Origin of the sequence: Kitasatospora phosalacinea (genome assembly GCF_000716545.1) — a bacterium.
GTDB classification, from domain to species: Bacteria; Actinomycetota; Actinomycetes; order Streptomycetales; family Streptomycetaceae; genus Kitasatospora; species Kitasatospora phosalacinea.
Genome location: NZ_JNWZ01000027.1, coordinates 1 through 22,805, shown reverse-complemented (window position 1 = coordinate 22,805; position 22,805 = coordinate 1). Strand labels below are relative to the sequence as shown.

The window sequence follows — 22,805 nt, the reverse complement described above, 5'->3', positions numbered from 1 at the left end:
TTGATGTGTCAAAGCATTCGGTCGGGGAGGGGAACGGACCATGGGCACAGCAGTGATCACGGGCGGGACGGACGGCATCGGCCGCGCCCTCGCCACCGTCTACCTGGAACGCGGGCACCACGTCCTGGTGGTCGGCACCAACCCGGCCAAGGGCGAGGCGTTCCGGGCCGAAGCCGACCGGCGCGGCGCGGGCGGACGGGCCCACTTCCTCGCCGCCGACCTGAGCCTGGTCGCCGAGAACCGCCGCCTGATCGCGCACGTCGCCGACCACCACCCGGCGGTGGACGTCCTCGTCCTGGGCGCCCGCTACCACCGCTCCACCCGGGCCGAGACCGCCGACGGCCTGGAGAGCAACTTCGCCCTCTTCTACCTCAGCCGCTACCTGCTCTCGCACGGCCTGCTGCCCCGACTGCGGCGCTCCGCGAGCCCCGTGGTGCTCAACTTCGGCGGTGCCGGGCTGACCGGCCCCGTCCGCTGGGACGACCTCCAGCTCCGCCGCGACTACCCCGGCACCGGTGCGCTCGGCCACGGCGGCGCCCTGTGCGACCTGCTCGCCGCCCGCCTCGCCCACCTGCACCCCGACGTGCCCCAGGTCGTCAACCACCCCGGGGTGGTCGCCACCAGCTTCGCCGGCGAGTACGACCCCGCCACCGCCGCGCACGTCGACCGGCTGCGCGTCCAGGGCAAACCGGTCACCGAGGCCGTCGCCCAGATCCTCCCCCACCTCGACGCCCCCGCCCCCGGCCTCACCGCCGTCCTGGAGGGCCGCCGCGTCCCCACCGACACCCCGGCCTTCGCCCCCGCCGCCGCCCGGCGCCTGCACACCGCCACCGAACGGCTCCTCGCCGTGCTGCCGGGCTCGGCAGCGTAGCCGCCACCGGAACCGGCACCCCGGGCGGGATGCCGCCGCCGTCGGGGCACGGGGGCGCCGACGGGGCCGGCGCGGTCCCGGCCTCACCAGGGAATCGGGCCGTCCTCGGACCGGAGGGTGCCCGTCGGGCCGTCCTCGCCCGCCGTCGCCAGGTCGACCGCGACGGCCGCGCCCTCCGCCGGCGTGCGGGGCCCGCTGTGGCGGTTGAGGTCGGTCGCGCAGTAGCCGGGGCTCACCGCGTTGACCAGGATCCCTTCGGCGCGCAGTTCGTTGGCGTAGAGCACGGTGATCGCGTTCAGCGCGCTCTTCGAGGTGCAGTAGGGGAGGAGGGCCGAGGAGTAGGAGGACCACGGGCTGCCCGGGTCGGCCAGGTGGCTCACGGAGCCGAGCTCGCTGGACATGTTGACGATGCGCGCGGCGGCGGAGCGGCGCAGCAGGGGGAGCATGGCGTGGGTCACCGCGACGACGCCGAACACGTTGGTCTCGTAGACCTGCCGGAGGGCGGCGGCGGGGGTCTCGCTGGGCTTCTGCTGCCCGGAGGCGATCGCGGCGTTGTTCACGAGGATGTCGAGGCGGCCGAAGGCGGCCTCGATGCGCTCGGCGGCGGCCCGGACCGAGATCTCGTCGGTGACGTCCAGCGGTACGAACCGCACGTCGCCGCCGTCCGCGCGGAGTTCCTCGGCCGCCGCCCGGCCGCGCTCGGCGTCGCGGGCGCCGATCAGCACGGTGATGCCGAGGGCCGCGAGCCGGCGCGCCGTCTCCTTGCCGATGCCCTTGTTCGCCCCGGTGACCAGAGCGGTCTTCTGCGGGGTCGTCGGAGTCGTCGGGGTCGTCGAAGTCGTTGGAGTCGTCATGGCGGCCAGTCTTCCGTCGCCCACAGGCGGCGGGGAAAGACCGGAAGGCTCTGGACCTATAGTCCACGGGTATGAATGAGCTGGAGGTGCGGGAGCTGAGGTACTTCATCGCGGTCGCCGAGGAACTGAACTTCAGCCGGGCCGCGCAGCGCCTGGGGATGGCGCAGCCCCCGCTGTCGAAGGCGATCGCCCGGATGGAGTCCCGGCTCGGTGCGCGCCTGCTGGAGCGCACCACCCGGCAGGTGCGGCTGACCGCCGCCGGCCGGGTGCTGCTCGACCAGGCCCGGATCGCGGTCGACGCGGTGCACGCGGCGGCCCGGCGGGCCAGCCGGGCCGGTCAGCCGACGCCCCGGCTCGTCGTGGCGGTCAAGCCGGGGGGCGACGCCGGGCTGCTGCGGGAGATCCTCGCCGCCTACCGGGGAACGGGCCCGGACCTGCCGCCGCCCGAAGTCGTCGTCGGCGGCAGCGGCGAGCCGGTCGCCATGCTGCGGGACGGCCGCGCCGACGTGGCGCTGCTGCGCAGCCCGTTCGACGGCCGGGGGCTGGATTCCGAGACGCTCGTGGTCGAGCCGCGACTGGCCGTCCTGCCCGCCGCGCACCCCCTGGCCGGGCGCCGGCGGCTGCGGCCGGGCGACCTCCGGGGCGAACCGGTCCCGCGCTGGAAGGGGGCCCTCCCCTCCGCCACCGCCTACTACACGGGCCGCGACGGAGCGGAGGCGGACGGCGACCAGGCGGGCCGGGCGCCGGCCGACACCCCGGAGGGGCCGCTCGTGGCCGGCGTCGAACAGCTCCTGGAGGTGGTCGCGCTGGGCCAGGGGGTGGCGTTCCTGGCGCGCTCCACCACCAGGCTGCACCAGCGCCCGGACATCGCGTACCGGCCGGTCGACGGCCTCAGCCCCAGCGCGGTCGTGGTCGCCTGGCCGGAGACCTCGCGGTCCGCGGCCGTCGCCGCCTTCGTCCGGGCCGCCCACGACGTCGCCGCCCAGCACCCCGACCACGCGGCCGCGCTGGCCCGCTGACCGGGGCACCCGCCCCGGCCGGGCGGCCCGGGAACGGCCCGGAGCGCGCACGCCGACGGCCCCCGGCCGCGAGAGCGCGGCCGGGGGCCGTCGTGCACGGCGGGTCAGAGCAGGGTCGACCAGTAGTACCAGAAGCGGTTGAGGATCAGCAGGAGGATCACCAGGTAGGCGGCGACGGGGACGAGCCACTGGAGGGGGAGGGCGGCGAGGCGGCGCAGGGCGGCCGGGGCGGGGAGGACGCCGGTGCGCAGGTTGTGGACGGTGGTGTACCAGAAGGCGGTGATCACCACGGCCCAGACCACCATGCAGTACGGGCAGAGGGCGCCGATCTCGTACAGGGCCTGGTCGATCAGCCAGCAGACGAAGCCGAGGCCGAGCAGGGTGCCGGACTGCAGGGCGAGCCAGAACCAGCGGCGGTGGGCGGCGCCGGCGACCAGGCCCGCCCCGATGGCGGCGAGGGCGCCGAACGCGGCCAGGCCGATCAGCGGGTTGGGGAAGCCGAAGGCCTCGGCCTGGGCGGTGCGCATGACCGAGCCGCAGCTGATGATCGGGTTGATGTTGCAGCTGGGCTGGTAGGACGGGTTCTCCAGCAGCTTCAGCTTGTCGAGGGTGAGGACGGCGGAGGCCGCCAGGCCGATCAGGCCGGTGACCAGCAGGAGCCAGGAGTAGCCGCGGGAGGCGGGGACGGGGGTGCGGGCGGGGGTCACCGGGTCACCCGCCGACGGTCTGCCGGACCAGGGCGGTGAACTGCTCGCCGGTGACCGGCTTGCCGTCCTGGCCGATGACGGCGAGCGTCCTGCTGTCCAGCTTGACGGTCGGGGTGCCGGAGACACCGCTCTTGTTGAACGCGGTGGAGACCTTCGCCGCCCAGCCCTTGTAGGTGCCCTCGGTGACGGCCTTGGTGAACGCGTCGGTCTTCAGTCCGGGCACCTGCCCGGCCAGGTCGAGCAGGTGGTTGACGTCGCCGAAGCCGTCCTCGGACTCGGCGGGCTGGTTGGCGTACAGCACGTCGTGGAACGCCTTGAACTTGTCGACGCCCTCGTCGAGCGCCGCGCCCGCCGCGGCCAGCGCGGTCTTCGAGCCCTTGCCGCCCAGGTTGCCGTCCAGGAACGTGGCCAGGTGGTACTCGATCTTGTAGTCGCCCTGGTCGGCGAGCTGCTGGACGGTCTGGCCGGCCGAGGTCTCGAACGCCCGGCAGACCGGGCAGCGGAAGTCCTCGTACACGGCCAGGGTGTGCGGGGCGTCGGCCTTGCCGTACACGACCACGGTGTCGTCGGTGGCCGAGGTGTTGGCGGGGGCGACGGCCGCCGCCGTCGGGGTGCCGTCGTCCTTCGAAGCGCTGGAGACGGCGAGCGCGGTGCCGCCGGCGATCACGGCCACCGCGGCGGCGACCGAGACGGCCACGGTCAGGCCGCGGCGGCGCTTGGCGGCCCGGGCCTCGGCCTGCTGGGCCTGCTTGAGGCGCTCGCGGGCGGTGGCGCGCTGGTTCGGGTTCTGGTTCTTCGGGGTGCTGGTCATGGTGATCCGTCGTCTCCTCGGCACCCGGCGGCGGCCCGGCGCCCGTGGCCCGTACGAGGGTGTGCGGGGGCGGGGCGGGGCGCGGCACGGCCGGGGTGCTGGTTCAGGGAAGGGGAGGGGCGGGCGCGCGCAGGGGCGCCCGGGACGGAACGCGTCCGGGTCGGCGGTCCGTCAGGCGGCGAGGGCCGGCTGCGGGGGGCCGCGACGCGGAGCGGGAGCGAGGAGGAGGACCTGCGGACGGTGCGGTGCGGGCCCGGTGCCGGGGGGCGGCAGCAGCTCCGCCGGGCAGCCCGGGCGGGCGGTCGGCAGCAGGGCGCGCCACGGCGCGGGCAGCAGCCGGGCCAGTGCGTCCAGCGCCTCGGTGACGCCGCAGAGCGCGGCGTCCGCCAGCCGCAGCCAGGCCGCGGCGGCCAGCGCCAGCGCCAGGTGGACGGCCAGCACCAGCAGGCGCAGCAGGCCCGCCGAGTCGTGCGTCCACTGCGCGAACAGCTCCGAGCCGCCCACCGAGTCGCCGCCGCAGACCAGCAGGTCCACGCCCCGGACGGGCCGCGCACAGGCGTCCTGGCCGAGGTTGAACGCGGTGTTCAGCAGCAGCTCCACCGGCACCAGCACGGAGGACAGCAGCAGGAAACGGCGGCGCGCCCCGTCGAGGACCACCGCCAGCAGGAAGACCGCGACGCTCGCCGCCGCGACCAGGGTGAGCGGCAGGGCGCGCCCGGTGATCGCCACCTGGCCGAACGCGGCCAGCGGCACGGCGAGCGCGGTGAACACCGCGCCCCGCAGGGCCTTGGTCGCGTGAATGCCGGTCATGGTGAAGGAGTATGGCACGCCGAACGTCCCGGGGACGAGGGCCGGACGGCCCCCGCCGCGGGCGCCTGATCCGTGAATAAGCCCTGCATAAAGGGGGTTTCGGGCGGGCGGGGCACGGGCGGGGGACGGGCGGCGGGGGGTCCGGGGGAGCGGCCGCGGACGGCGCGGGGGTGGGGAGCGTCACGCGCCCCGGGTGGCGCTCACCACAGTTCGACGGTGTGCGCCCGGACGCGCTCGGCGATGCCGGACAGCGCCTCGCCGACCGGGAGCGGGTCGAGCCGCCGGCCGTCCCGCAGCCGGAGGGACAGGGTGCCGTCGGCCGCCTCGCGCGGGCCGAGCACCGCCAGGTACGGGGCCGGCCGGGCCGCCCGCACCCGGGCCCCGAGCGAACCGCGCTCCGCGCCCAGCACCTCCGCCCGCAGGTCCAGCTCCAGGCAGCGCCCCGCCAGCGCGGCCGCCCGCTCCTCCTGCTCCGGGCCCAGCGGCAGCACCGCCAGCTGCACCGGCGCCAGCCAGGCCGGGAACGCCCCGCCGTGCCGCTCCAGCAGGTGCGCCACCGCCCGCTCCACGCTCCCCACCACCGACCGGTGCACCATCACCGGCCGGTGCCGCGCCCCGTCCGCCCCCACGTAGTGCAGGTCGAACCGCTCCGGCTGGTGGAAGTCGACCTGCACGGTGGACAGGGTCGACTCCCGCCCCGCCGCGTCCACCACCTGCACGTCGATCTTCGGCCCGTAGAACGCCGCCTCGCCGACCCCCTCCTCGTACGGCAGGCCCAGCTCCGCCAGCACCCGCACCAGGACCGCGGTCGCCCGCTCCCACAGCTCCGGGCGCGCCGCGTACTTGCCGCCCGGGCCCGGCAGCGACAGCCGGTAGCGGGACGGGACCACGCCCATCGCCCGGTACGCCGCCGCGATCAGCTCCAGCGCGCCGCGCACCTCCGCCGCCGCCTGCTCCGGGGTGCAGAACACGTGCGCGTCGTTCAGCCGGATCGCCCGCACCCGGCTCAGCCCGCCCAGCACGCCCGAGCGCTCGGAGCGGTACATGTCTCCCAGCTCGGCCATCCGGAACGGGAGTTCGCGGTAGCTGCGGGATCGGGAACGGAACAGCAGCGCGTGGTGCGGGCACAGGCTCGGACGCAGCACCAACTGCTCCTCGCCGCCCATCTCCAGCGGCGGGAACATGTCCTCCCGGTAGTGCGCCCAGTGCCCCGAGAGCTCGTACAGCTCGCGCTTGCCCAGCACCGGCGAGTACACGTGCCGGTAGCCCGCCCGCCGCTCCAGGGCGTGCACGAAGTCCTCCAGGCTGCGGCGCACCGCCGCGCCGTCCGGCAGCCAGTACGGCAGGCCGGAGCCGATCAGCGGATCGGTGCCGAACAGGCCCAGCTCGCGGCCGAGCCTGCGGTGGTCGGCGGGGGCGGGGCGGTCGGCCGGTTCGGGGCGTTCGGGGCGGTCGATGCGGTCGGACACGGCGGTCTCCTCGGGTCGTTCGGACGAGGGGCCGGGCCGCCGGTGGGGACGCGCGCACGCGAGAGCCCCGGAGCACTCGGCCCCGGGGCTCGCACACGGCTGTCAGCGCGCCGGGACACTCTCCGGCGTCGTCGTCGACATCGCGGCACGCTTCATGCCCGCCACCGTAGCCGCCGGCCCGCCGACCGGCACCCGAATATCCGGTCCGCAGGCGCGGGCACCGCCGTCCTCACCAGGCTGCCCGCTCCCGAGGGCGCTCCCGCCCGGTACCGCGCCTGCGCCCGCTCGCCCCTGCTGCCGCGCCGCGCCGCCGCCTGACGGGGGGTCGGCCGGCGGGGGTCGGCCGGCGGGAAGCCGGGTGGACCGGCCCGGACAGGACCTAAGGTGGTCGGTGTCCGTACGGTGCAGTTCGACCCGGCAGGAGACCGCCTTGGCCACGGCCGCCACCAGTGTTCTTCCCGAACTCGACGCCGAGGCGTTCGCCCGCTGGCGGGCCGGCGGCGGACGGATGGTCGATCTGCTGCGGGCGGTGGGGGAGTTGGGGCCGGTCGCGGGCTTCCGGCTGGGGGACCGGCGGGTCGTGCTGGCGACCGGGGCCGAGGCGGTGCAGCAGGTGCTCGCGAAGCGGACCGAGGTGTACGTGAAGCGCGGGCACCGGGTCAAGCCGCTGCTCGGGGGCGGGCTGCTGTGCGCCGCGGGGGAGCCCTGGCGGCGCCAACGCAAGCTGCTGCAACCGCAGTTCACCGGCCGGGGGATCAAGGCGTACGAGCCGCAGATCCGGGCGGCGGTGGCGGCCACCGCCGCCCGCTGGCGGGCCGCCGCGGCCACCGGGGAGGCCCGGGAGATCGACGCGGACCTGCGGTACTTCTCCCTGGACGTGATCTGGCGCTCGCTCACCGCGCACCCGCTCGACCCGGAGACGCACCGGCGGCTGGTCGCCGCCGGGGAGGGTTTCGCCGCGATCCCGGCGTTCGCGCCGGCGACGGGCGGCGCCGAGACCGATTTCCGGGAGGCCAACGAGCACGTCGACCGGGTCGCCGAGCACGCCATCGCCCTCGCCGGACAGGCGGAGGAACCCGGGCTGGTGCAGGTGCTGCTCCGGGCGGCGGCCGAACTCCCGGACTACACCGAGCGCTTGGTGCGGGACGAGCTGATGACGCTGGTGGTGGCCGGGTACGAGACCACCGCCACCGCGCTGAGCTGGCTGTTCCTGCTGCTGGACGCGCACCCCGAGCAGCGCGACCTGGCGCTGGCCGCCGGCCCGGCCGGCTCCGCCGAGCGGACGGCCGCGATCCGGGCGCTGGTGGACGAGACGCTGCGGCTGTACCCCGTGGCCTGGCTGATGCCCCGGTACGCGGCCGAGGACGACGTGCTGGAGGGCTGCCCGGTCGAGGCCGGGACGACGGTGCTGGTCTCCCCCTACCTGACGCACCGGGACGGGCGGCTGTGGCCGGACCCGGAGGAGTTCCGCCCGCAGCGCTTCCTGGACGCCGGGCGGCGGCCCGCCACCGGCGCGTACTTCCCGTTCGGCCTCGGGCCGCGGGCCTGCCTGGGGGCGCAGTTCTCGATCCGCGAGACGGTGCTGCTGCTGGAGGAACTGCTGCCCGCCTACCGGGTGCGGGTCACCGAGGCCCCGGCCGGAGCCGGGTACGGGCTCACCGTGCACCCCGACGGGCCGATCCGGGCCGTGCTGCACGCCGAGGGGGACAAGTAGCGGGTGGGGAAAAGGGTTTGTGGGGCGGGCTGACCGGCTGACAGGGTCGGGTGCTGTGACGAGAACAGCGGAGACCCGTCCCGAGCGCCCCGTCGCCCTGGTCACCGGCGTGGGCCGGACGGTCGGCATCGGCGCCGCCATCGCCGAGCGGCTCGCCGCCTCCGGGTGGGACGTCGCGTACAGCTACTGGACGCCGTACGACAGCCGGATGAGCTGGGGCGTCGAGGAGGGCGCGGCGGAGGCCGTCGGCGCGCTGCTCGCGGGCCACGGCGCGCGGCACCTGGCGGTGCCGGCCGACCTGGCCGACCCGGCGGCGCCCGCCCGGCTGTTCGAGCGGGTGGAGGCCGGGCTGGGGCCGGTCACCGCGCTGGTGATGAGCCACGCGGAGTCCGTCGACTCCGGGCTGCTGGACACCACGGTGGAGAGCTTCGACCGGCACTTCGCGGTCAACGCCCGGGCGAGCTGGCTGCTGGTCCGCGAGTTCGGCCTGCGCTTCACCGGCGAGTTCGGCACCGGCCGGATCGTCGCCCTGACCAGCGACCACACCGCGGGCAACCTCCCGTACGGGGCCAGCAAGGGCGCGCTGGACCGGATCACCCGGGCCGCCGCCCGCGAACTCGCCCACCTCGGGGTCACCGCCAACGCGGTCGACCCCGGCCCCACCGACACCGGCTGGATGAGCGAGCAGCACCGGGCCGACATGATCCGGCACACCCCGCTGGCCCGGCTCGGCACCCCGCGGGACGCCGCCCACCTGGTCGACTTCCTCTGCTCGCCGCAGGGCCAGTGGATCAACGGCCAACTCCTGCAGAGCAGCGGCGGCTTGAAGTAGCGGGGGCCGGGGGCCGGCGGACCGGGCTACTCGGGCTGCTCGGTCAGGGCGCGCAACTCGCGCGTGCGGTCGGCCAGTTGCTCGTGGGTGAGCTCGCCGGTCAGGTCGGTCAGGCTGCCCATGGTGTTGCCGTCCGCCCAGGCGCAGACGCCGTACTCCTGGCCGGGCTCGCCGACGGTCGCGCAGGCGAGCGCGCCCTTCAGCGGGCCCGGCGGGTAGGTCTGCATGTCGTGGACCGGGGTGCCGTCCTCCAGCGAGCCGCCGTCGGGCGAGTAGCCGCCGAGCATCTTGGTCGCGGCCTGCGCGGCGTCCGGCACCGAGCCCTTGCTGTCCATCGCCACGGCCACCAGTTCGCTGTCCCACAGCCCGGTGGCGCCCGGCTGCCCGTACCCCTGCACCTGGGTGCTCCACGGGACGTGGAACCCGGCTTTCTGCCTCTCGTAGGAGGTCCGGAGGGTGGTGAGGCCCTGGTCGTCGGCGGCCCGGGTCAGACCCGCGAAGTCGGTCGGCAGCGCGACCCTGTGCCGGGTGGCCTCGGAGTCCACCGACCGGATCGCCAGGTACGCGGCGAGCAGCACCGCCAGGCAGGCCGAGACGGCGCCGACCTGCTTGCGCGTCACCTTCCGGTACCAGGGCAGGACCGGCTGCGGCTGGTCGCCGGCCGCCCAGAACGACCGCAGGCTGTCGATCGACCGCGGTTCCGGCCGCTCCTGCGGTCTCGGCTGCGCCTGCTGCTCCTGCGCGGGGTCCGGCACCGGCTCTCCTCGGGTGGTGGAATCTGATCTTCCGGTTGTCGTGCGCGAGCACTTTACCGACAGCCCCGCCGGGGCCGGCACCGGCCCCGGCGTTCACGAACCGCCCCGGTTCAGGGGGGAGGCGGGGCGTCAGTCACGGACCCGGAGCCGGGCGCGGCCGAGCACCCCGAGCAGCAGGGCCACCCCGACCAGCACCGCGGCCGAACGGAACGGGCCGGTCGCGGACGGCAGCGTCCCGGCCGCCAGCAGCGGGCCGACGGCGGCGCCCAGGTTCAGCGCGGCCGTCGCGTACGCGCCCGCCATCGTGGGCGCACCCGAAGCCTCGTACAGCGCCCGGGTGATCAGCGTCGCGCCGACCGCGAAGGACAGCGCCCCCAGCAGCGGCACCAGCGGCAGCAGCACCGCCGGACGCCCCGCGCCCGCAGCCAGCGCCGGCCAGCCGAGCAGCAGCAGCGGCCCGCCCACGGCCAGCACCCACCGGGAGCGAGTGTCGGCCAGCCGCCCCGCCGCGCTCACCCCCAGGAAGGTGCCCGCCCCGAACAGCACCAGCACCACGGGCACCCAGCCCCGCCCCAGCCCCGCCGGGCCGGTCACCACCGGGGCCAGGAAGGTGAACGCGCCGAACGTCCCCGCGTTCACCAGCGCCGCCAGCACCAGCGTCAACCACACCCGGGGACGGGCCAGTTCGGCCAGCTCGGCGCGCAGCGGCGGCCGACCCGAACCGTCCGCCCCCGCCGGGACGCCCAGCAGCACCCCGACCGCCGCCGGGACGCACAGCACCGCCACCGCCCAGAACGCGGCCCGCCAGTCCAGCAGTTGGCCCAGCAGCGCGCCGGCCGGCACCCCCACCACGGTCGCCGCCGTCGTCCCCGACAGCAGCACGCCCAGCGCCCGGCCCTTCCGGTCCGGCGCCACCAGCGCGGCCGCGGTGGCCACCGCCAGCGCCAGGAACCCGGCGTTCGCCAGCGCCGCCACCACCCGGGTGGCGAACAGCACCGCGAACGACCCCGTCACCGCGCCGACCGCGTGCGCCAGCGCGAACACCGCCACGAAGGCGAACAACCCGGCCCGGCGCGGCCACCGCCGCGCCCAGGCCGCCATCAGCGGCGCGCCCGCCACCATCCCGAGCGCGAAGCCGGACGCGAGGGTGCCCGCCGTCCCGACGGACACGCCGAGGTCGGCGGCGAGGTCCGGCAGCAGGCCGGCCGGCATGAACTCCGAAGTGCCCGTGGCGAACACGGCCAGGGCGAGCAGATACAGGGGGAGGGGCATCGAAGGTGACTCCGGGCGAAGTGGGGAACGAGAACGGACTCCGTCTCGGCCACCACGGCCAACCCCGCCACGCGCACGCGCCCGGCCGCCGCACGGCGGCACGACAGCCGCGCGGTCACACTCCGGGCATCAGGCGCTCAGGACGTCTCGGGGGCTGACGGCGTGACCGAAAGCCCCCACCTCGTCCGACTCGGGACTCACCACGCCCCCACCCTACCGACCCGGCGCGCAGGAGGACGTCGAAGGGGGCGCCGGATCGACCGACCGTCCCACCGGTCAGTGCGCGGTGGCGAGTTCGCCGCTGAGGCGGTCGTGCAGGGCGGCGCTCGGGTGGTTGAGGCCGGTGATCTCGGCGGTCTTGCCGCGCTGGGCGTACTTGGCGCGGACGGTGTCGAGGGCGGCGACCGAGGAGGCGTCCCAGACGTGGGCGGCGGTGAGGTCGATGACGACCAGGTCGGGGTCGCCGGCGTAGTCGAAGCGGGTGGTGAGGTCGTTGGCGGAGGCGAAGAAGAGCGCGCCGGTGACGGTGTAGACCGTGCGGGTGCCGTCCGGGTCGGGGGCGGCGGTGACCTCGGCGTGGTGGGCGACGCGCTTGGCGAAGACGGCCATGGCGAGCAGCGAGCCGACCACGACGCCGATCGCCAGGTTGCCGGTGGCGACCACCACGACCACGGTCACCGCCGTGACGGCGAGTTCGCCGGCCGGGAGGCGGCGCAGGGTGGCCGGGGCGATCGAGTGCCAGTCGAAGGTGCCGAAGGAGACCATCACCATGACGGCGACCAGCACGGCCATCGGGATCCGCGAGACCACCGGCCCGAAGACCAGGCAGAGCAGCAGCAGGAACGCGCCGGCGCAGAAGGTCGACACCCGGGTGCGGGCGCCGGACACCTTCACGTTGATCATCGTCTGGCCGATCATCGCGCAGCCGCCCATCCCGCCGAGCAGCCCGGTCACGATGTTGGCGACGCCCTGCCCGATCGACTCGCGCCGCTTGTCGGACCGGGTGTCGGTGATCTCGTCCACCAGCTTCGCCGTCATCAGCGACTCCATCAGCCCCACCAGCGCCATCGCCAGCGCGTACGGCGCGACGGTGGCCAGGGTGTCGAGGGTGAACGGCACGTCCGGCAGGCCCGGGACGGGCAGCGAGGACGGCAGCGCGCCCTTGTCGCCGACGGTGGGCACCGCGATGCCCGCGCCGACCGTCACCAGTGTCAGCGCCACGATCGACACCAGCGGCGCCGGGACGACCCCGGTCAGCTTCGGGAACCCCACCATCACCGCGAGGGCGCCCGCCAGCAGCGGGTAGACCGCCCACGGGACGTGCGTCAGCTCCGGCAGCTGGGCCAGGAAGATCAGGATGGCGAGGGAGTTGACGAACCCGACCATCACCGAGCGCGGCACGAACCGCATCAGCTTCGCCACGCCCAGCGCGCCCAGCACGATCTGGAACACCCCCGCCAGGATCACCGCCGCGACCAGGTGGCCGAGGCCGTGCTCCCGGTTCAGCGGGCCGATCACCAGCGCCACCGCGCCGGTCGCCGCCGAGATCATCGCCCGCCGGCCGCCCACCACCGAGATGGTCACGGCCATCGTCACCGACGCGAACAGGCCGATCTTCGGATCGACCCCGGCGATCACCGAGAACGAGATCGCCTCCGGGATCAGCGCCAGCGCGACCACCAGGCCCGCCAGGACTTCGGTGCGCCACACCTTGGGATCGGAGCACCAGGCGGGCAGCCGGAGGGACCGGGACACGGCGGAGGAGGACAAGAGGCGGCAACCCGTCGGGACGTGGGGATGGGCGGGGGAGAATGGAGGGAGGACCCGAACCCTACCCTAACGTGAGGGTAGGGTTCGTTCGGGGAGCGGAGGGAAGGGCACAGCGTGGACGAGGGCAGCGGCGGGCGCGAGGACGGGCACATGCAGATCGGCGAGGTCGCCGCCCGCACCGAACTCTCCCTGCGCACCATCCGCCACTACGAGGAGACCGGCCTGGTCGTCCCCTCCGCCCGCTCCCGGGGCGGCTTCCGCCTCTACACCGAGCGCGACGTCGCCCGGCTGATGGTGATCCGCCGGATGAAACCGCTCGGCTTCACCCTCGACCAGATGCGCGAACTCCTCGACGCCACCGACCGGCTGGACGCCGACGGCCCCTACGACCGGGCGGCCGGCGGACGACCCGCCCTGCTCGACCTCGTCCGCACCTACGAACGCGCCGCCGCCGAACAGGTCGACCGCCTGCGCGTCCAACTCGCCCGCGCCGAGGACTTCGCGCACACCCTGCGCACCCGCCTGGAGGGGGAGGACGCGGCGGAGCGGGCGTAGGTCAGGGCCGGGTGGGCCGGACGAAGCCGAGCCGCGCCGCCGCGGCCCGCGCCCGGTCCGAGTCGCCGTCACCACCCGGGTCGAACCGTTTTCCGAAGGCGGCCTTCCGAACGTGACGCGCGGTGGGCGACCGGCCTCAGGAGCGGGCGTCGCGCCACTCGGCGACGACCGACTCGACGTGGACGTCCACCCGCGCCGGGCGGCGCAGCGCGGCCGCGATCCGGGCGTCGGCCTCGGCGCGGCGGCCGGGCGGCAGCGGTCCGGCCGGCGCCAGCCGGGCGGTGTCCAGCGCCGCGCGCAACTCGGCCCGCAGCGCCGGTGGCGGCGGGTGGGGCAGGGCCGCGCGCTCCGCCCTCGCCCCGGTCCACCACGGCTCGTGGCACGGCCGTCCCTCCCCGGGCAGCGGCTCCCCGGCCCCCGGCAGGCCGTCGAACGCGGCGCGCCCGGCGGTCTCGCGTTCCGTCATGCGGTGAGGTCCTCCCGTGCCGAGGGGGCTGGCGTCGGCCTCGATCCTACGGGAGCCCTCCGCCCGCCCGGGGGCCCGGAGCCGGGGAGCGCGGAGGACGGGGGAGGGGGCACGGATGGCGGGGGAGCGCCCGCGAGGGGCGGGGGGCGCCGCCCGCCGGGTCACAGTTCCACGCGCCGCTCCGGGGTGGCCGGGTCCAGGGCGGGCCCGTACCGCAGCAGCACGCTCGCCGGGCGGAACGGCAGCCTCCGCAGGGTGGGTTCGGCGACGGCGAACAGGGCGTCGGCGTCCGGGCCGTAGGCGAAGAGCAGCACCTCGCCGCCCCCGAACTCGTTGCCGTCCCACTCGCCGACACCGGCCCGTTCGACCAGCTCGGCCACCAGCCGCTCGGCCGCGCGGACGGTCGCCCGGTCGCCCGGCGTGCCGTCACCGCCGCCCGGGAGCCGGAACCGCGCGATGACGGACTGCTCGACGGGCTGTTCGGCGGCCCGCCGGACGCGGTGGTGAGTGATGTCGTCAGCTTCGTCGGTCACCCGTGAACGCTCTCACCCCGCGACGACAACCGGCCCCGGCCGGCTCAGGACCACAGGGCGCGGGCGAGCGCGCTGCCGGTGAAGGCCGCGCCCAGGCCGGCGGCCAGACTGGCGGCGACGTTGGCCAGGGCGTAGGAGCGGGCGCCGCCCTCGGCGAGCCGGAGCGTCTCGTAGGAGAAGGTGGAGTAGGTGGTCAGGGCGCCGCAGAAGCCGGTGCCGATCAGCAGTCGGAGATGGGGGGAGACCGCGCCGGCGGTCGCCGCGCCGGTGAGCAGGCCCAGCACCAGCGAGCCGGAGACGTTGACGGCGAAGGTGCCCCAGGGGAAGACGGTGTCGTGGCGGGACTGCACCGCCCGGTCGGTCAGGTAGCGGAGCGGGGCGCCGACGGCAGCCCCGGCGATCACCAGCAGCCAGTTCACTTCCGGCCCTCCGCGCCGCCGCCGACGTAGCGGATCACCTCGCAGTCGTCGAGGATCACCAGCCCTTCGGTGACCAGTTCGTCCAACTGCGGCAGGAACGCCCGGACGCGCTCCTCGCTGTCCACGATCACGATCGCCACCGGCAGGTCGTCACCGAGCGACAGCAGCCGGGCGGTGTGCACCCGGGAGGACGCGCCGAAGCCCTCGACGCCCCGGAAGACGCTCGCCCCCGCGAGGCCGGCGGCGTGCGCGCGGTGCACGATCTCGCTGTACAGCGGCCGGTGGTGCCACAGGTCGTCCTCCCCGACGAACACCGTCACCCGCAGCGCGCGGCCGGTGAGCCTGGTCATCGTGCCGCCCTCCGCCCGATCGCCCGGCGGGCCGCCGCCGCGCCCGCCCACACCGACAGCAAGGCCGCGCCCAGCGTCGCGGCCAGGTAGCCCAGCGCCGTCGCGGCGTGCCCGCCGTCGAGCAGTCGCTGGGCGTCCACCGCGTAGGTGGAGAAGGTGGTGAACCCGCCCAGCACGCCGGTGCCGAAGAACGGCCGCACCAGCGGGGGCGCCGCCCACGCCTCGGTGACCACCACCAGGAAGACGCCGATCACCGCGCAGCCCACCGCGTTCACCACCAGCGTGGTCCACGGGAAGCCGTCCGGTTCGGTCGGCCACGCCAGCCCCGCCGCGTAGCGGGCGCACGCGCCGAGCGCACCGCCGACGGCGATCACGCCGAGCGTCGCCCGGGCCCGGTGCGGTGCGGGCGCCGGTGCCGCTGTCACGGGGGCCGGCTGTTCGGCCGGCCGCTCGGCCGGGAGGCGTTCCACGGACACACTTCTCCTACTCGCGAGGCACCCGGGCAGGCGGGCGCGACAGCCGAGTAGGGACCGTCGGCGGCGATCGCCGCGGTTCGGGTCCGGCGGGCCCCACCGCCGTCCGGCGCCAGGAGGCGCCGAGGAACCCCAGTTTATCCGCCACTCCGTCCCGGGGGGACATCCGGGCGGCGGTGCCGCCCGGTCCTCGCGGCCGGGCGGGCCCCTCGCGGACGTGCGCGAGGGGCCCGCGTCCGGACGGTGCCGGGGCCGGAAGAGGTTCCCCCCGGGGGCGGGTCAGGCGGAGGGGGACGGCCGGCCCGCCCGGGCCCGGCGGACGAGTTGGACCACTCCCGCCCCCGCGGCCGCGGCCCCCAGCGGGACGAGGCAGGCTCCCCCGTACTGGGCCAGCAGGAACAGCGGCTCCGAGCCGTCCAGGGCCGCGAACGCGAGGGGGAGCAGCCAGGGCAGGGGGCCGAGGGCCACCCCGGCCGCCCGGAGCACGTCCGGCCGCCGGCCCGACAGGCGCAGCAGCAGCACGACGGCCGTCGCCGTGTACAGCCAGAACGTCCCGTCCCACAGGAACAGGCTCTCAAGGAGCGGGATCTGGTAGTGGGCCACCGCGAGCATCGGAACGGCGATGCCCAGCGCGAGGCCCGCGGCCTCCCACCTCCCCCGGGCCGTCACGTCCACCAGCCCGGACGGCGCGAGCAGGAGCAGCGCGCCGACGGCTGCCAGGCTCACCATGGGGCCGACCTCCCACAGCATGAACACCCCCAGCGACCACAGGACGCCGACGCCGACGAGCGCGGCGAGCGCGCCGGTGATCCGGGCCGCCTTCCAGCGGCCCGTGACGGCGAACGCGAGGGCCAGTAGCCACGGCAGGTTGCCGGCCAGCAGCAGGATCGCGCCCTGCACGGCGTAGCCCAGGCCGAGGTTGGGGTACGGGTACCGGAGCCGGTGCACCATCGGGTGCAGCTGCGGCAGCAGGAAGAACAGGCAGCGGCCGGCGACGATGGCGAGGGCGACGGGCGCCGCGCCCGCCAGGACCCGGCCGGCCGGGTCGGTGGGGCCGATGCGCAGCCGCAGCCGCAGGGCGTGCGCGGCGAGGTCGAACCGTTCCCGGAGCACGGCGCGCCCGGGCAGCCCCTCGGTGGTCTCGGCGAAGACGGCGGCGATGTCCTCGCCGTGGGCGGCCCGGTAGTGGACCGGGTAGAGGTTCATCAGCAGGCGCCCGGCCCGTGGCGCGTCGGGGGTGGTCATGCGCGGGCTCCGTTCGGACGCAGGCGGGCGGCGGGTCGGCGTTCGCCCTCGGCGAGCCGGCGTTCGGCCTCGGCGACGGCCAGGCGGAGCCGCCGGGCCTCCTCGCGGAGCAGGTCCTGCCCCTGCTCGGTGAGGGTGAAGGTGCGGCGCAGCCGTCCGCCGACCACCTCCTCGCTCTCGATCCCGACCAGCCCTTCCTGCAGCAGCCGGTCGAGCGCGGTGTAGAGGGTGCCCGTGCTGAGCCTGGTGCGGCCTCCGGAGATGGCCAGCACCTCCTGGATGATCGCGTACCCGTGCCGGGGGGCGTCGGCCAGTGCCGTGAGCACGAGCCTTGTGGGTTCCCGTAGTTGACGTTCGGTCATGGGGCGAGCATAGGGCTACTGTCGCCATATGTCGATTGCTTACCTATCGCGGTCCGGTCCGGACGCCCGGCCGGCCGGCGGCACGCGGAGGCCCTGCGGTCGGGCCCGACCCCCGAAGCGGGCCCGAGGTCCAGCAGCCGAGGCTGCTGCCGTCGGCGGCCGGGTTGTCCATCCGGCGCAGGCAGCCGTTGCCCATCCGGAGCTTCTCGCCGACGTAGTAGTCGCCGGGGTCGGTGCTGTTGCCGGCGTAGAACTCGACCATGGTGCCGAAGATGTCGGACGTCGCCTCGTTGAGGCCGCCGGACTCGCCCGAGTAGTTGAGGTTGGCGGTGGCGGCGGTGACGCCGTGGCTCATCTCGTGACCGGCCACGTCGAGCGCGGTGAGCGGGGTGTTGCCGTTCTGCGAGGAGCCGTCGCCGAAGGACATGCAGAAGCAGGAATCGTCGTAGAAGGCGTTCAGCAGCTGGTTGTCCACGTGCACGTACGCCGGGGCGCCGCGGCCGTCGTTGCGGATGCCGGAGCGGTTGAAGGCGTCCACTGCGGCGCTCTCGCGGCTCGAAGTGGAGCCGTTGCCGCAGGAGTTGGTCGGCTTGGAGGACGTCCGGGCGCTGCGCCCGCCTCGCCGCCGGTGGGGCGAGCAACCGCGACATCGCCGCGACCCTCACCGTCAGCGTCAAGACGGTCGAGGCCACCCTCACCCGGGGCTACCGGAAACTCGGCCTGCACTCACGCGTCCAACTCGCCTACGCCGTCACCCCCGTACGCGAATGACCGGCCGGTGGCGGTGGCGGCGACGAAGGCCGCCCAGGCGGCAGGGGTGAACTCCAGGACGGGGCCGCCCGGGTCCTTGGAGTCGCGGACGCGGCCCGGGTGGGCATCGTCCACCTCGATGCACTGGCCACCGTTGCCGTTGCTGTAACTGCTCCTGCGCCAACGGGCGCTGTCGGGCGCGGTCATGGTGGATCCTTTCGGCGCGGGCGTGATCGTTGCTCTCGGGAACTGCCGCAACATCATCGGCTGATCCGACCTCAGATGGCAGGGCGCACCGGGGCGTTCGGGGGGCGCCCTCCGCCGGTGCCGAGCCGGGTCGGGCTGGGCTGGGCTGGGCTGGGCTGGACTGCCGGGAACGACATCGGCCCCGGCCCGCCGGTGAGGGCGGAGCGGGGCCGAGGCGGTTGGTGGCGGGTCAGACGGTGCCGAACTCGCCGGTGACGGTGGCGGAGACGAAGGAGGACCAGGCGGCGGGGCTGAACTCCAGGACGGGGCCGCTGGGGTCCTTGGAGTCGCGGACGTGGCCGGGGTGGGCGTCGTCCACCTCGATGCAGTCACCACCGTTGCCGTTGCTGTACGTGCTCTTCCGCCAAGAGCGAGGTTCGGTGGAGGCGAGGGAAACATTGGGCTGCATCGGGGCTAGTCCTTCCAGCGCGGATCTGATCATGAGCTCAGACTCCTCGAAAGACAGCGCCTGAGACCGCAGTCGATTGTAGAGCGCCTGCCGTTCAGTGACCTCTTGTGTTTCCTCGAAGATCGTTCCGATGCGGCTGCTCTCCTCGTAGGCGAGCCGCTCACCGTCCGGCATCGTCAGCAACGACAGTGAGGCGTACTCGGAGTGGGCGCCGGCGGAGAAGGGCAACACCTGGACTTCCACGTTGGGTTGTTCTGCAACGTTCAGAAGCACCTGCAACTGCTCCATCATTTCCCCCGGAGTGCCGATTCGGCGGCGGAGGGCTGATTCATCCAGGATGAACGAGTACCGACACTCCTGGCTGTGCAGCCTCAACTGCCGCCCCATCCGGGCCTTCACCAGCTCTTCCACTTCCTCCGCAGGCGAGAACGGGTTGGCTGCGCGAAGCAAGTGCCGTGCGTGAGAAGGAGTCTGGAGCAGGCCGTGAACGATGGGGCTGTAGCACTCGTACAACATGGCCTGATCGACTGTTGCCAGGATTTCCTGGTACCGCGCCGGGTGCGCCTCCTGCCGGGCGAGCGGGAGGACGCGGGCGAAGAAGCCGTCCGTTTCGAAGATCTCGTCCAGGCGCTCGGAGAGGCCGTTGGGCACCTTGATGTCGCCGGTCTCGACTCGGGAGAGCGTGCTCGGGGAGAAGTGCACCAGGGCGGCGAGCTTTTCCAGGCTCAGCCCCCGCTTCTCCCGCATCAGTCGCGCCTCGGACCCGTAGTAGTGCCGCATGCTTTGCATCGGATTCACCTTGCGTGACTTCCCGGCCACCTCCGCCCCTTTCCCCGCGCCTTCGACTGCCCGGTGCCCTTCGTGCGTGACCCGCACGGTCCTTGCAGATTCCGGCGATCATGGACTTTCCGCTTCTCAAGCCTAGTCCCGAACCGTGAGGATGGGGGCACGGAAAGTGACATCCGTGACGGTCGAACGGCAGTACGGAGCAGGCGATATGACGTTCAGTCAACCGATGGATTCCAGCCGGGCGGGCACCCCGCCGCCCACCGGCCGCGAGCAGCGGACGCTGGGGCGGCGGCTCGGGATCACGCCGTTGCGGACGGCGCAGGAGCGGGTGAACCACATCGCGGCCGAGTTGAACAGGCTGACGGGGGACCGGCCCTCGGTGACGTGGGGGGACGGCGGGGTGCTGCGGGTGTCCGTCCGGGTGCTGGGGCTGCACGACGCGGAGCTGGCGACGACGGTGCTGGCGGTGCTGGGGCAGGGGGACAGGTACGGACACCGGCGGACGGCGCTGGGGGAGTACGTGTGGGCGGAGATCGGTGGGAAGCGCGTGACGGACCCGAACGGGAGTCGGAAGTGAGCGAGTTGGTCGAGTTCTACCCCCACGGCGTGTTCGGCCTGCACTGGGAGGCGACCGCGGAGGACGCGGACGAGGAGGTCCGGGGGGTCGTGCTGGCGGAGGCGGAGGACGGCCGGATCGCGCTCGCGCACATCGACGACCCGAGCCAGGTCCTGTTCCTCACCTCGGGCGAACTCGCCGCGCTGCGCGACGCGTTGGCGGGCGGCGAGCTCGACTACCTGCTGGCCGGCGGCAAGGGGCACCTGCACCCGCCGCTGGCCCGCCCGCCGCGCGACCTGCCGGAGGGCGCCGGGCGCGGGGCGCTCGATGGCTAGCGCGGCCGGGCGCCCCGTCGCCTCGTACGTGCTGTGCACCGACCCCGCCTCCCGGCTGCTGATCGTCCGGGCGACCGGGGGCGGGCCCGGGGGCTGGCAGCTGCCGGGCGGGGCGGTGGAGGAGGGCGAGTCGCCGCTCGACGCCGTCCGCCGCCAGGTGCGCGAGGGGCTGGGCCTGGTGCTCGACCTGCTGCCGGACGACCTGCTCGGGGTGGAGTGGGCCGAGGCCCGCCGCGCGGGGGAGCGGGCCGGGCTGGTGTTCCTGTGGAGCGGGCCGATGCTGAGCAGCGCCGAGACCGAACGGATCGCCCTGGCGGAGGGGGAGTCGGCCGCCTGGCGCTGGGCCGCTCCCGAGGAGGCCCGGCGCCTGCTGCCCGCCGGCGCGGCCGCCCGGGTCGGGTCCCGGTCGCAGTGGCCGGGTGCCGTCACCTACCGGGAGGTCCGCTTCCCGGCGGCGGCCGAATCCCGCTGACGGCCGGTCGGCGGCCTGCGCGGCGTCCGCCCCCGAGGCCGTGGCCGACGCGGAGGAGGCGTTCGGGCGGCTGTGGTGGGGGAGTCGGTCCCGTCAGCGGAGGGCCGGTTGGGCGGGTGCGGGCGCGGTGGTGGGGGCCCGGCGGGTCTCGCGGAGCAGCAGCAGCCCGGTGACCGCGATGAACGCCGAGGTCAGGCCGTGGATGCCGAACGCGGCGGTGCTCCAGCCGGGCGGGGAGGGCCACCGGACGGGGAGGGCCACCGGGCGGGTGCGGCCTTCCTGCTGGCGTACGTCCCGGACGAGGATCCGGCGGCGGAGCCCACCGTCCGCGTCCCCGGCCGCGACGGGCGGGTGGTCCCGGACGAGATCGCGCGCCGGTTCACGGAGCTGGCCGCCGACCAGGTGGAACGCTGCCGGGCCGCCTACGCGCTGGAGGCCGCCGAGGAGGCGGGGTGATCTCGCGTGCGCGCGGCGGCCCGGCGGGGGCGTCCGGCTGGGACGGTCGGTGGTGGGACGGTCAGTGGTGGGTGGGGAGCTGGTGGCGGGCCAGGGCGGCGGCGCCGATCAGGCCGGCGTCGGTGCCGAGGCGGGCGGGGTGGAGGGTGAGGTGGCGGGTGAAGGAGAGGGTGGCGTAGTCGGCGAGGTGCCGGGCCAGCGGGTCGAACAGGACGCGGCCGGCCCTGGCGACGCCGCCGCCGACGACCGCCGCGTCGAGTTCGACCAGGGTCGCGGTGGCGGCGATGCCGGCGGCGAGGGCGCGGGCGGCGTGGTCGAAGGCGGCCAGGGCGAGCGGGTCGTCGGCGTGGGCGGCGCGGGCGACGGCGGTGGCGGTGGCGTCGCCGTCGGGGCCGGGGCGCCAGCCGAGTTCGGCGGCGGTGCGGGCGATGGCGGTGCCGGAGGCGAGGCCCTCCAGGCAGCCGCGTGAGCCGCACGGGCAGGGGCGGCCGTTGTAGTCGACGGTGATGTGGCCGAGGTGACCGGCGTTGCCGGTGGCGCCGGCGTGCAGGGCGCCGTCGAGGACGAGTCCGGCGCCGACGCCGGTGGAGACGACCAGGCACAGGGCGTTGCGGTAGGGGCGGGCGGCGCCCTGCCAGTGCTCGGCGGCGGTCATCGCGACGGCGTCGCCGCCGAGGGTGACGGGCAGGTGGGCGGCGGCGGGGTGGCGGCCGGTCTCGTCCCGGAGCGGGAACTCGCGCCAGCCGGGGATGTTGACCGGGCTGACGGTGCCGCGCGCGGTGTCGACGGGGCCCGCGCTGCCGATGCCCAGGGCCCGGACGTGCTGCCACCCGGGGTGGCGGGCGAGGTCGTCGAGGACGTGGTCGACGGCGGTCATGAGTTCGTGGTGGTCGCCGTCGGCGGGGGTGGGCACCTGGAGCTGGTGGTGCAGGGTGCCGTCGGTGCCGACCAGGCCACCGGCGATCTTGGTGCCGCCGATGTCGAGGGCGGCGATCAGCGGTCCGGACGGGGCTTCGGACCGGGGCCCGGTGCCGGACTGGGCGCTGGGCCCGGGTGCGACGGCGGTACCGGCCATGTCGTAACTCATCGTGACGTCTCCGCAGGTGTGGCAGGGGAGCGCCACGGTGCTGGGCAGGGCGCTGCCGGGTCGTACCCGGTGATTCTGACTCGCTCTGACAACGTTGTCCAGCGATTCCCGGTCGCGGTCCGATAACGAACCTGATCCACTAGTGAGTTAGGCAAAGTTTTAGTAAATCCAGCCTTGTTCGGCAACAAAACTCATGGATATCAATGTTGACCGCTCTATGGACATGGCCGGGATGTGACGTCTACGTTAAGCAGCCGAGCAGCCCGGAAGGTCGATCACGCCCTGTCGGCTGCCGCTTCCCCCGTGTCACACGGACGATCAGCGTGAAGGATGAGCGAGATGCGCAGAGGATGGCTGGCCGTCGGGGCCGCTTCCATGGTGGTGCTCACTGCCTGTAGCAGCGGTGGCGGCGGGGCGA

Annotated in this window: 28 protein-coding genes and 1 pseudogene; 10 read left to right on the top strand and 19 right to left on the bottom strand. The window is 75.0% G+C overall.

What is annotated here, in order from left to right:
- Positions 1 to 40: 40 nt before the first annotated feature.
- Positions 41 to 871, top strand: coding sequence for an SDR family NAD(P)-dependent oxidoreductase (locus OO48_RS15615; protein WP_033216474.1), 831 nt, complete (start codon positions 41 to 43; stop codon positions 869 to 871).
- Positions 872 to 954: 83 nt separating this feature from the next.
- Here the strand turns inward: OO48_RS15615 and OO48_RS15610 are convergent, their stop codons facing one another.
- Entirely contained in the window at positions 955 to 1,725 is a 771-nt protein-coding gene (locus tag OO48_RS15610) for an SDR family oxidoreductase (protein WP_051732169.1), read from the bottom strand.
- Between the two features lie 71 nt (positions 1,726 to 1,796).
- Between OO48_RS15610 and OO48_RS15605 the strand changes: the two genes are divergently transcribed.
- Positions 1,797 to 2,744 (top strand): LysR family transcriptional regulator, encoded by a 948-nt coding sequence (locus OO48_RS15605; RefSeq protein WP_051732168.1) that lies wholly within the window; start codon positions 1,797 to 1,799, stop codon positions 2,742 to 2,744.
- 104 nt (positions 2,745 to 2,848) lie between these two features.
- On the opposite strand, the gene OO48_RS15600 is transcribed toward OO48_RS15605, so the two are convergent.
- The 4 genes from OO48_RS15600 to thrS all read right to left on the bottom strand — a co-directional run bounded on the left by OO48_RS15600 (position 2,849) and on the right by thrS (position 6,541).
- Positions 2,849 to 3,451 carry a vitamin K epoxide reductase family protein gene (locus tag OO48_RS15600; protein ID WP_033216472.1) on the bottom strand — a complete coding sequence of 201 codons (603 nt, stop codon included), beginning with the start codon at positions 3,449 to 3,451 and terminating at the stop codon, positions 2,849 to 2,851.
- A 4-nt stretch (positions 3,452 to 3,455) separates the two neighbouring features.
- Entirely contained in the window at positions 3,456 to 4,262 is an 807-nt protein-coding gene (locus OO48_RS15595) for a DsbA family protein (protein WP_033216470.1), read from the bottom strand.
- 171 nt (positions 4,263 to 4,433) lie between these two features.
- Positions 4,434 to 5,072, bottom strand: a complete 639-nt coding sequence (locus OO48_RS15590) for a hypothetical protein (protein ID WP_033216468.1) — start codon at positions 5,070 to 5,072, stop codon at positions 4,434 to 4,436.
- Between the two features lie 200 nt (positions 5,073 to 5,272).
- Positions 5,273 to 6,541 carry a threonine--tRNA ligase gene (thrS, locus tag OO48_RS15585; protein ID WP_081952151.1) on the bottom strand — a complete coding sequence of 423 codons (1,269 nt, stop codon included), beginning with the start codon at positions 6,539 to 6,541 and terminating at the stop codon, positions 5,273 to 5,275.
- Positions 6,542 to 6,971: 430 nt separating this feature from the next.
- On the opposite strand from thrS, the gene OO48_RS15580 reads away from it, so the two are divergent.
- Positions 6,972 to 8,255 carry a cytochrome P450 gene (locus tag OO48_RS15580; protein WP_033216466.1) on the top strand — a complete coding sequence of 428 codons (1,284 nt, stop codon included), beginning with the start codon at positions 6,972 to 6,974 and terminating at the stop codon, positions 8,253 to 8,255.
- A gap of 55 nt (positions 8,256 to 8,310) precedes the next feature.
- Positions 8,311 to 9,087, top strand: a complete 777-nt coding sequence (locus OO48_RS15575) for an SDR family oxidoreductase (protein WP_033216464.1) — start codon at positions 8,311 to 8,313, stop codon at positions 9,085 to 9,087.
- A 26-nt stretch (positions 9,088 to 9,113) separates the two neighbouring features.
- On the opposite strand, the gene OO48_RS15570 is transcribed toward OO48_RS15575, so the two are convergent.
- The 3 genes from OO48_RS15570 to OO48_RS15560 form a co-directional block, all read right to left on the bottom strand.
- On the bottom strand, positions 9,114 to 9,842 hold the full coding sequence (locus OO48_RS15570) for a hypothetical protein (RefSeq protein ID WP_033216462.1): 729 nt from the start codon (positions 9,840 to 9,842) through the stop codon (positions 9,114 to 9,116).
- A gap of 129 nt (positions 9,843 to 9,971) precedes the next feature.
- Complete coding sequence (locus tag OO48_RS15565; protein WP_033216460.1) at positions 9,972 to 11,114, bottom strand: Cmx/CmrA family chloramphenicol efflux MFS transporter; 1,143 nt, start codon at positions 11,112 to 11,114, stop codon at positions 9,972 to 9,974.
- 276 nt (positions 11,115 to 11,390) lie between these two features.
- Complete coding sequence (locus OO48_RS15560; RefSeq protein ID WP_033216458.1) at positions 11,391 to 12,884, bottom strand: SulP family inorganic anion transporter; 1,494 nt, start codon at positions 12,882 to 12,884, stop codon at positions 11,391 to 11,393.
- A gap of 150 nt (positions 12,885 to 13,034) precedes the next feature.
- Between OO48_RS15560 and OO48_RS15555 the strand changes: the two genes are divergently transcribed.
- A complete protein-coding gene (locus OO48_RS15555; RefSeq protein WP_033216558.1) occupies positions 13,035 to 13,439 on the top strand; it encodes a MerR family transcriptional regulator in 405 nt (134 codons plus the stop codon).
- Between the two features lie 136 nt (positions 13,440 to 13,575).
- On the opposite strand, the gene OO48_RS37440 is transcribed toward OO48_RS15555, so the two are convergent.
- The 8 genes and pseudogenes from OO48_RS37440 to OO48_RS15515 form a co-directional block, all read right to left on the bottom strand.
- Entirely contained in the window at positions 13,576 to 13,905 is a 330-nt protein-coding gene (locus OO48_RS37440) for a DnaJ family domain-containing protein (RefSeq protein WP_033216456.1), read from the bottom strand.
- A 161-nt stretch (positions 13,906 to 14,066) separates the two neighbouring features.
- Positions 14,067 to 14,438 carry a hypothetical protein gene (locus OO48_RS15545; RefSeq protein WP_245194661.1) on the bottom strand — a complete coding sequence of 124 codons (372 nt, stop codon included), beginning with the start codon at positions 14,436 to 14,438 and terminating at the stop codon, positions 14,067 to 14,069.
- Positions 14,439 to 14,482: 44 nt separating this feature from the next.
- A complete protein-coding gene (crcB, locus tag OO48_RS15540; protein ID WP_033216454.1) occupies positions 14,483 to 14,857 on the bottom strand; it encodes a fluoride efflux transporter CrcB in 375 nt (124 codons plus the stop codon).
- Positions 14,854 to 15,207, bottom strand: coding sequence for a DUF190 domain-containing protein (locus tag OO48_RS15535; protein ID WP_033216452.1), 354 nt, complete (start codon positions 15,205 to 15,207; stop codon positions 14,854 to 14,856). The genes crcB (OO48_RS15540) and OO48_RS15535 overlap by 4 nt, the downstream gene beginning before the upstream one ends.
- Positions 15,204 to 15,632: a fluoride efflux transporter CrcB gene (gene crcB / locus OO48_RS15530; protein WP_051732181.1), complete on the bottom strand. Its 429-nt coding sequence runs from the start codon at positions 15,630 to 15,632 to the stop codon at positions 15,204 to 15,206. Before crcB (OO48_RS15530) ends, OO48_RS15535 begins: the two co-directional genes overlap by 4 nt.
- A 327-nt stretch (positions 15,633 to 15,959) precedes the next feature.
- A complete protein-coding gene (locus OO48_RS35170; RefSeq protein WP_051732167.1) occupies positions 15,960 to 16,925 on the bottom strand; it encodes a hypothetical protein in 966 nt (321 codons plus the stop codon).
- Positions 16,922 to 17,287 carry a PadR family transcriptional regulator gene (locus OO48_RS15520; RefSeq protein WP_033216450.1) on the bottom strand — a complete coding sequence of 122 codons (366 nt, stop codon included), beginning with the start codon at positions 17,285 to 17,287 and terminating at the stop codon, positions 16,922 to 16,924. The genes OO48_RS35170 and OO48_RS15520 overlap by 4 nt, the downstream gene beginning before the upstream one ends.
- 121 nt (positions 17,288 to 17,408) lie before the next feature.
- A pseudogene (locus OO48_RS15515) lies at positions 17,409 to 17,900 on the bottom strand (M4 family metallopeptidase); the annotation flags it as partial.
- On the opposite strand from OO48_RS15515, the gene OO48_RS36290 reads away from it, so the two are divergent.
- Positions 17,825 to 18,058 (top strand): response regulator transcription factor, encoded by a 234-nt coding sequence (locus OO48_RS36290; RefSeq protein ID WP_425338546.1) that lies wholly within the window; start codon positions 17,825 to 17,827, stop codon positions 18,056 to 18,058. The pseudogene OO48_RS15515 and the gene OO48_RS36290 overlap by 76 nt on opposite strands.
- Here OO48_RS36290 and OO48_RS15510 read toward each other — a convergent pair.
- Positions 18,014 to 18,244 (bottom strand): DUF397 domain-containing protein, encoded by a 231-nt coding sequence (locus OO48_RS15510; RefSeq protein WP_051732166.1) that lies wholly within the window; start codon positions 18,242 to 18,244, stop codon positions 18,014 to 18,016. The genes OO48_RS36290 and OO48_RS15510 overlap by 45 nt on opposite strands.
- Before the next feature lie 229 nt (positions 18,245 to 18,473).
- On the bottom strand, positions 18,474 to 19,472 hold the full coding sequence (locus OO48_RS15505; protein WP_167346447.1) for a helix-turn-helix domain-containing protein: 999 nt from the start codon (positions 19,470 to 19,472) through the stop codon (positions 18,474 to 18,476).
- A gap of 217 nt (positions 19,473 to 19,689) precedes the next feature.
- On the opposite strand from OO48_RS15505, the gene OO48_RS15500 reads away from it, so the two are divergent.
- From OO48_RS15500 to OO48_RS38330, 4 genes are all read left to right on the top strand, one after another.
- Positions 19,690 to 20,058 carry a hypothetical protein gene (locus OO48_RS15500; protein WP_033216446.1) on the top strand — a complete coding sequence of 123 codons (369 nt, stop codon included), beginning with the start codon at positions 19,690 to 19,692 and terminating at the stop codon, positions 20,056 to 20,058.
- Positions 20,055 to 20,372 carry a hypothetical protein gene (locus OO48_RS15495; RefSeq protein ID WP_033216444.1) on the top strand — a complete coding sequence of 106 codons (318 nt, stop codon included), beginning with the start codon at positions 20,055 to 20,057 and terminating at the stop codon, positions 20,370 to 20,372. Before OO48_RS15500 ends, OO48_RS15495 begins: the two co-directional genes overlap by 4 nt.
- Positions 20,365 to 20,844 carry an NUDIX domain-containing protein gene (locus OO48_RS15490; RefSeq protein ID WP_051732164.1) on the top strand — a complete coding sequence of 160 codons (480 nt, stop codon included), beginning with the start codon at positions 20,365 to 20,367 and terminating at the stop codon, positions 20,842 to 20,844. The genes OO48_RS15495 and OO48_RS15490 overlap by 8 nt, the downstream gene beginning before the upstream one ends.
- Positions 20,845 to 21,042: 198 nt before the next feature.
- A complete protein-coding gene (locus OO48_RS38330) occupies positions 21,043 to 21,300 on the top strand; it encodes a hypothetical protein (RefSeq protein WP_081952154.1) in 258 nt (85 codons plus the stop codon).
- 61 nt (positions 21,301 to 21,361) lie between these two features.
- Here the strand turns inward: OO48_RS38330 and OO48_RS15485 are convergent, their stop codons facing one another.
- On the bottom strand, positions 21,362 to 22,387 hold the full coding sequence (locus OO48_RS15485; RefSeq protein WP_245194660.1) for an ROK family protein: 1,026 nt from the start codon (positions 22,385 to 22,387) through the stop codon (positions 21,362 to 21,364).
- Positions 22,388 to 22,805: the final 418 nt, after the last annotated feature.

What these genes read in the sequence shown, in the direction of transcription:
- OO48_RS15490 (WP_051732164.1), top strand. Translation starts at nt 20,365, where the DNA reads ATGGCTAGCGCGGCCGGGCGCCCCGTCGCCTCGTACGTGCTGTGCACC.
- OO48_RS37440 (WP_033216456.1), bottom strand. Translation starts at nt 13,905, where the DNA reads ATGACGGAACGCGAGACCGCCGGGCGCGCCGCGTTCGACGGCCTGCCG.
- OO48_RS15605 (WP_051732168.1), top strand. Translation starts at nt 1,797, where the DNA reads ATGAATGAGCTGGAGGTGCGGGAGCTGAGGTACTTCATCGCGGTCGCC.
- OO48_RS15505 (WP_167346447.1), bottom strand. Translation starts at nt 19,472, where the DNA reads ATGCGGCACTACTACGGGTCCGAGGCGCGACTGATGCGGGAGAAGCGG.
- OO48_RS15615 (WP_033216474.1), top strand. Translation starts at nt 41, where the DNA reads ATGGGCACAGCAGTGATCACGGGCGGGACGGACGGCATCGGCCGCGCC.
- OO48_RS15565 (WP_033216460.1), bottom strand. Translation starts at nt 11,114, where the DNA reads ATGCCCCTCCCCCTGTATCTGCTCGCCCTGGCCGTGTTCGCCACGGGC.
- OO48_RS15510 (WP_051732166.1), bottom strand. Translation starts at nt 18,244, where the DNA reads ATGACCGCGCCCGACAGCGCCCGTTGGCGCAGGAGCAGTTACAGCAAC.
- OO48_RS15595 (WP_033216470.1), bottom strand. Translation starts at nt 4,262, where the DNA reads ATGACCAGCACCCCGAAGAACCAGAACCCGAACCAGCGCGCCACCGCC.
- OO48_RS15520 (WP_033216450.1), bottom strand. Translation starts at nt 17,287, where the DNA reads ATGACCGAACGTCAACTACGGGAACCCACAAGGCTCGTGCTCACGGCA.
- OO48_RS15485 (WP_245194660.1), bottom strand. Translation starts at nt 22,387, where the DNA reads ATGAGTTACGACATGGCCGGTACCGCCGTCGCACCCGGGCCCAGCGCC.
- OO48_RS35170 (WP_051732167.1), bottom strand. Translation starts at nt 16,925, where the DNA reads ATGACCACCCCCGACGCGCCACGGGCCGGGCGCCTGCTGATGAACCTC.
- OO48_RS15555 (WP_033216558.1), top strand. Translation starts at nt 13,035, where the DNA reads ATGCAGATCGGCGAGGTCGCCGCCCGCACCGAACTCTCCCTGCGCACC.
- OO48_RS15610 (WP_051732169.1), bottom strand. Translation starts at nt 1,725, where the DNA reads ATGACGACTCCAACGACTTCGACGACCCCGACGACTCCGACGACCCCG.
- OO48_RS15500 (WP_033216446.1), top strand. Translation starts at nt 19,690, where the DNA reads ATGACGTTCAGTCAACCGATGGATTCCAGCCGGGCGGGCACCCCGCCG.
- OO48_RS15590 (WP_033216468.1), bottom strand. Translation starts at nt 5,072, where the DNA reads ATGACCGGCATTCACGCGACCAAGGCCCTGCGGGGCGCGGTGTTCACC.
- OO48_RS15535 (WP_033216452.1), bottom strand. Translation starts at nt 15,207, where the DNA reads ATGACCAGGCTCACCGGCCGCGCGCTGCGGGTGACGGTGTTCGTCGGG.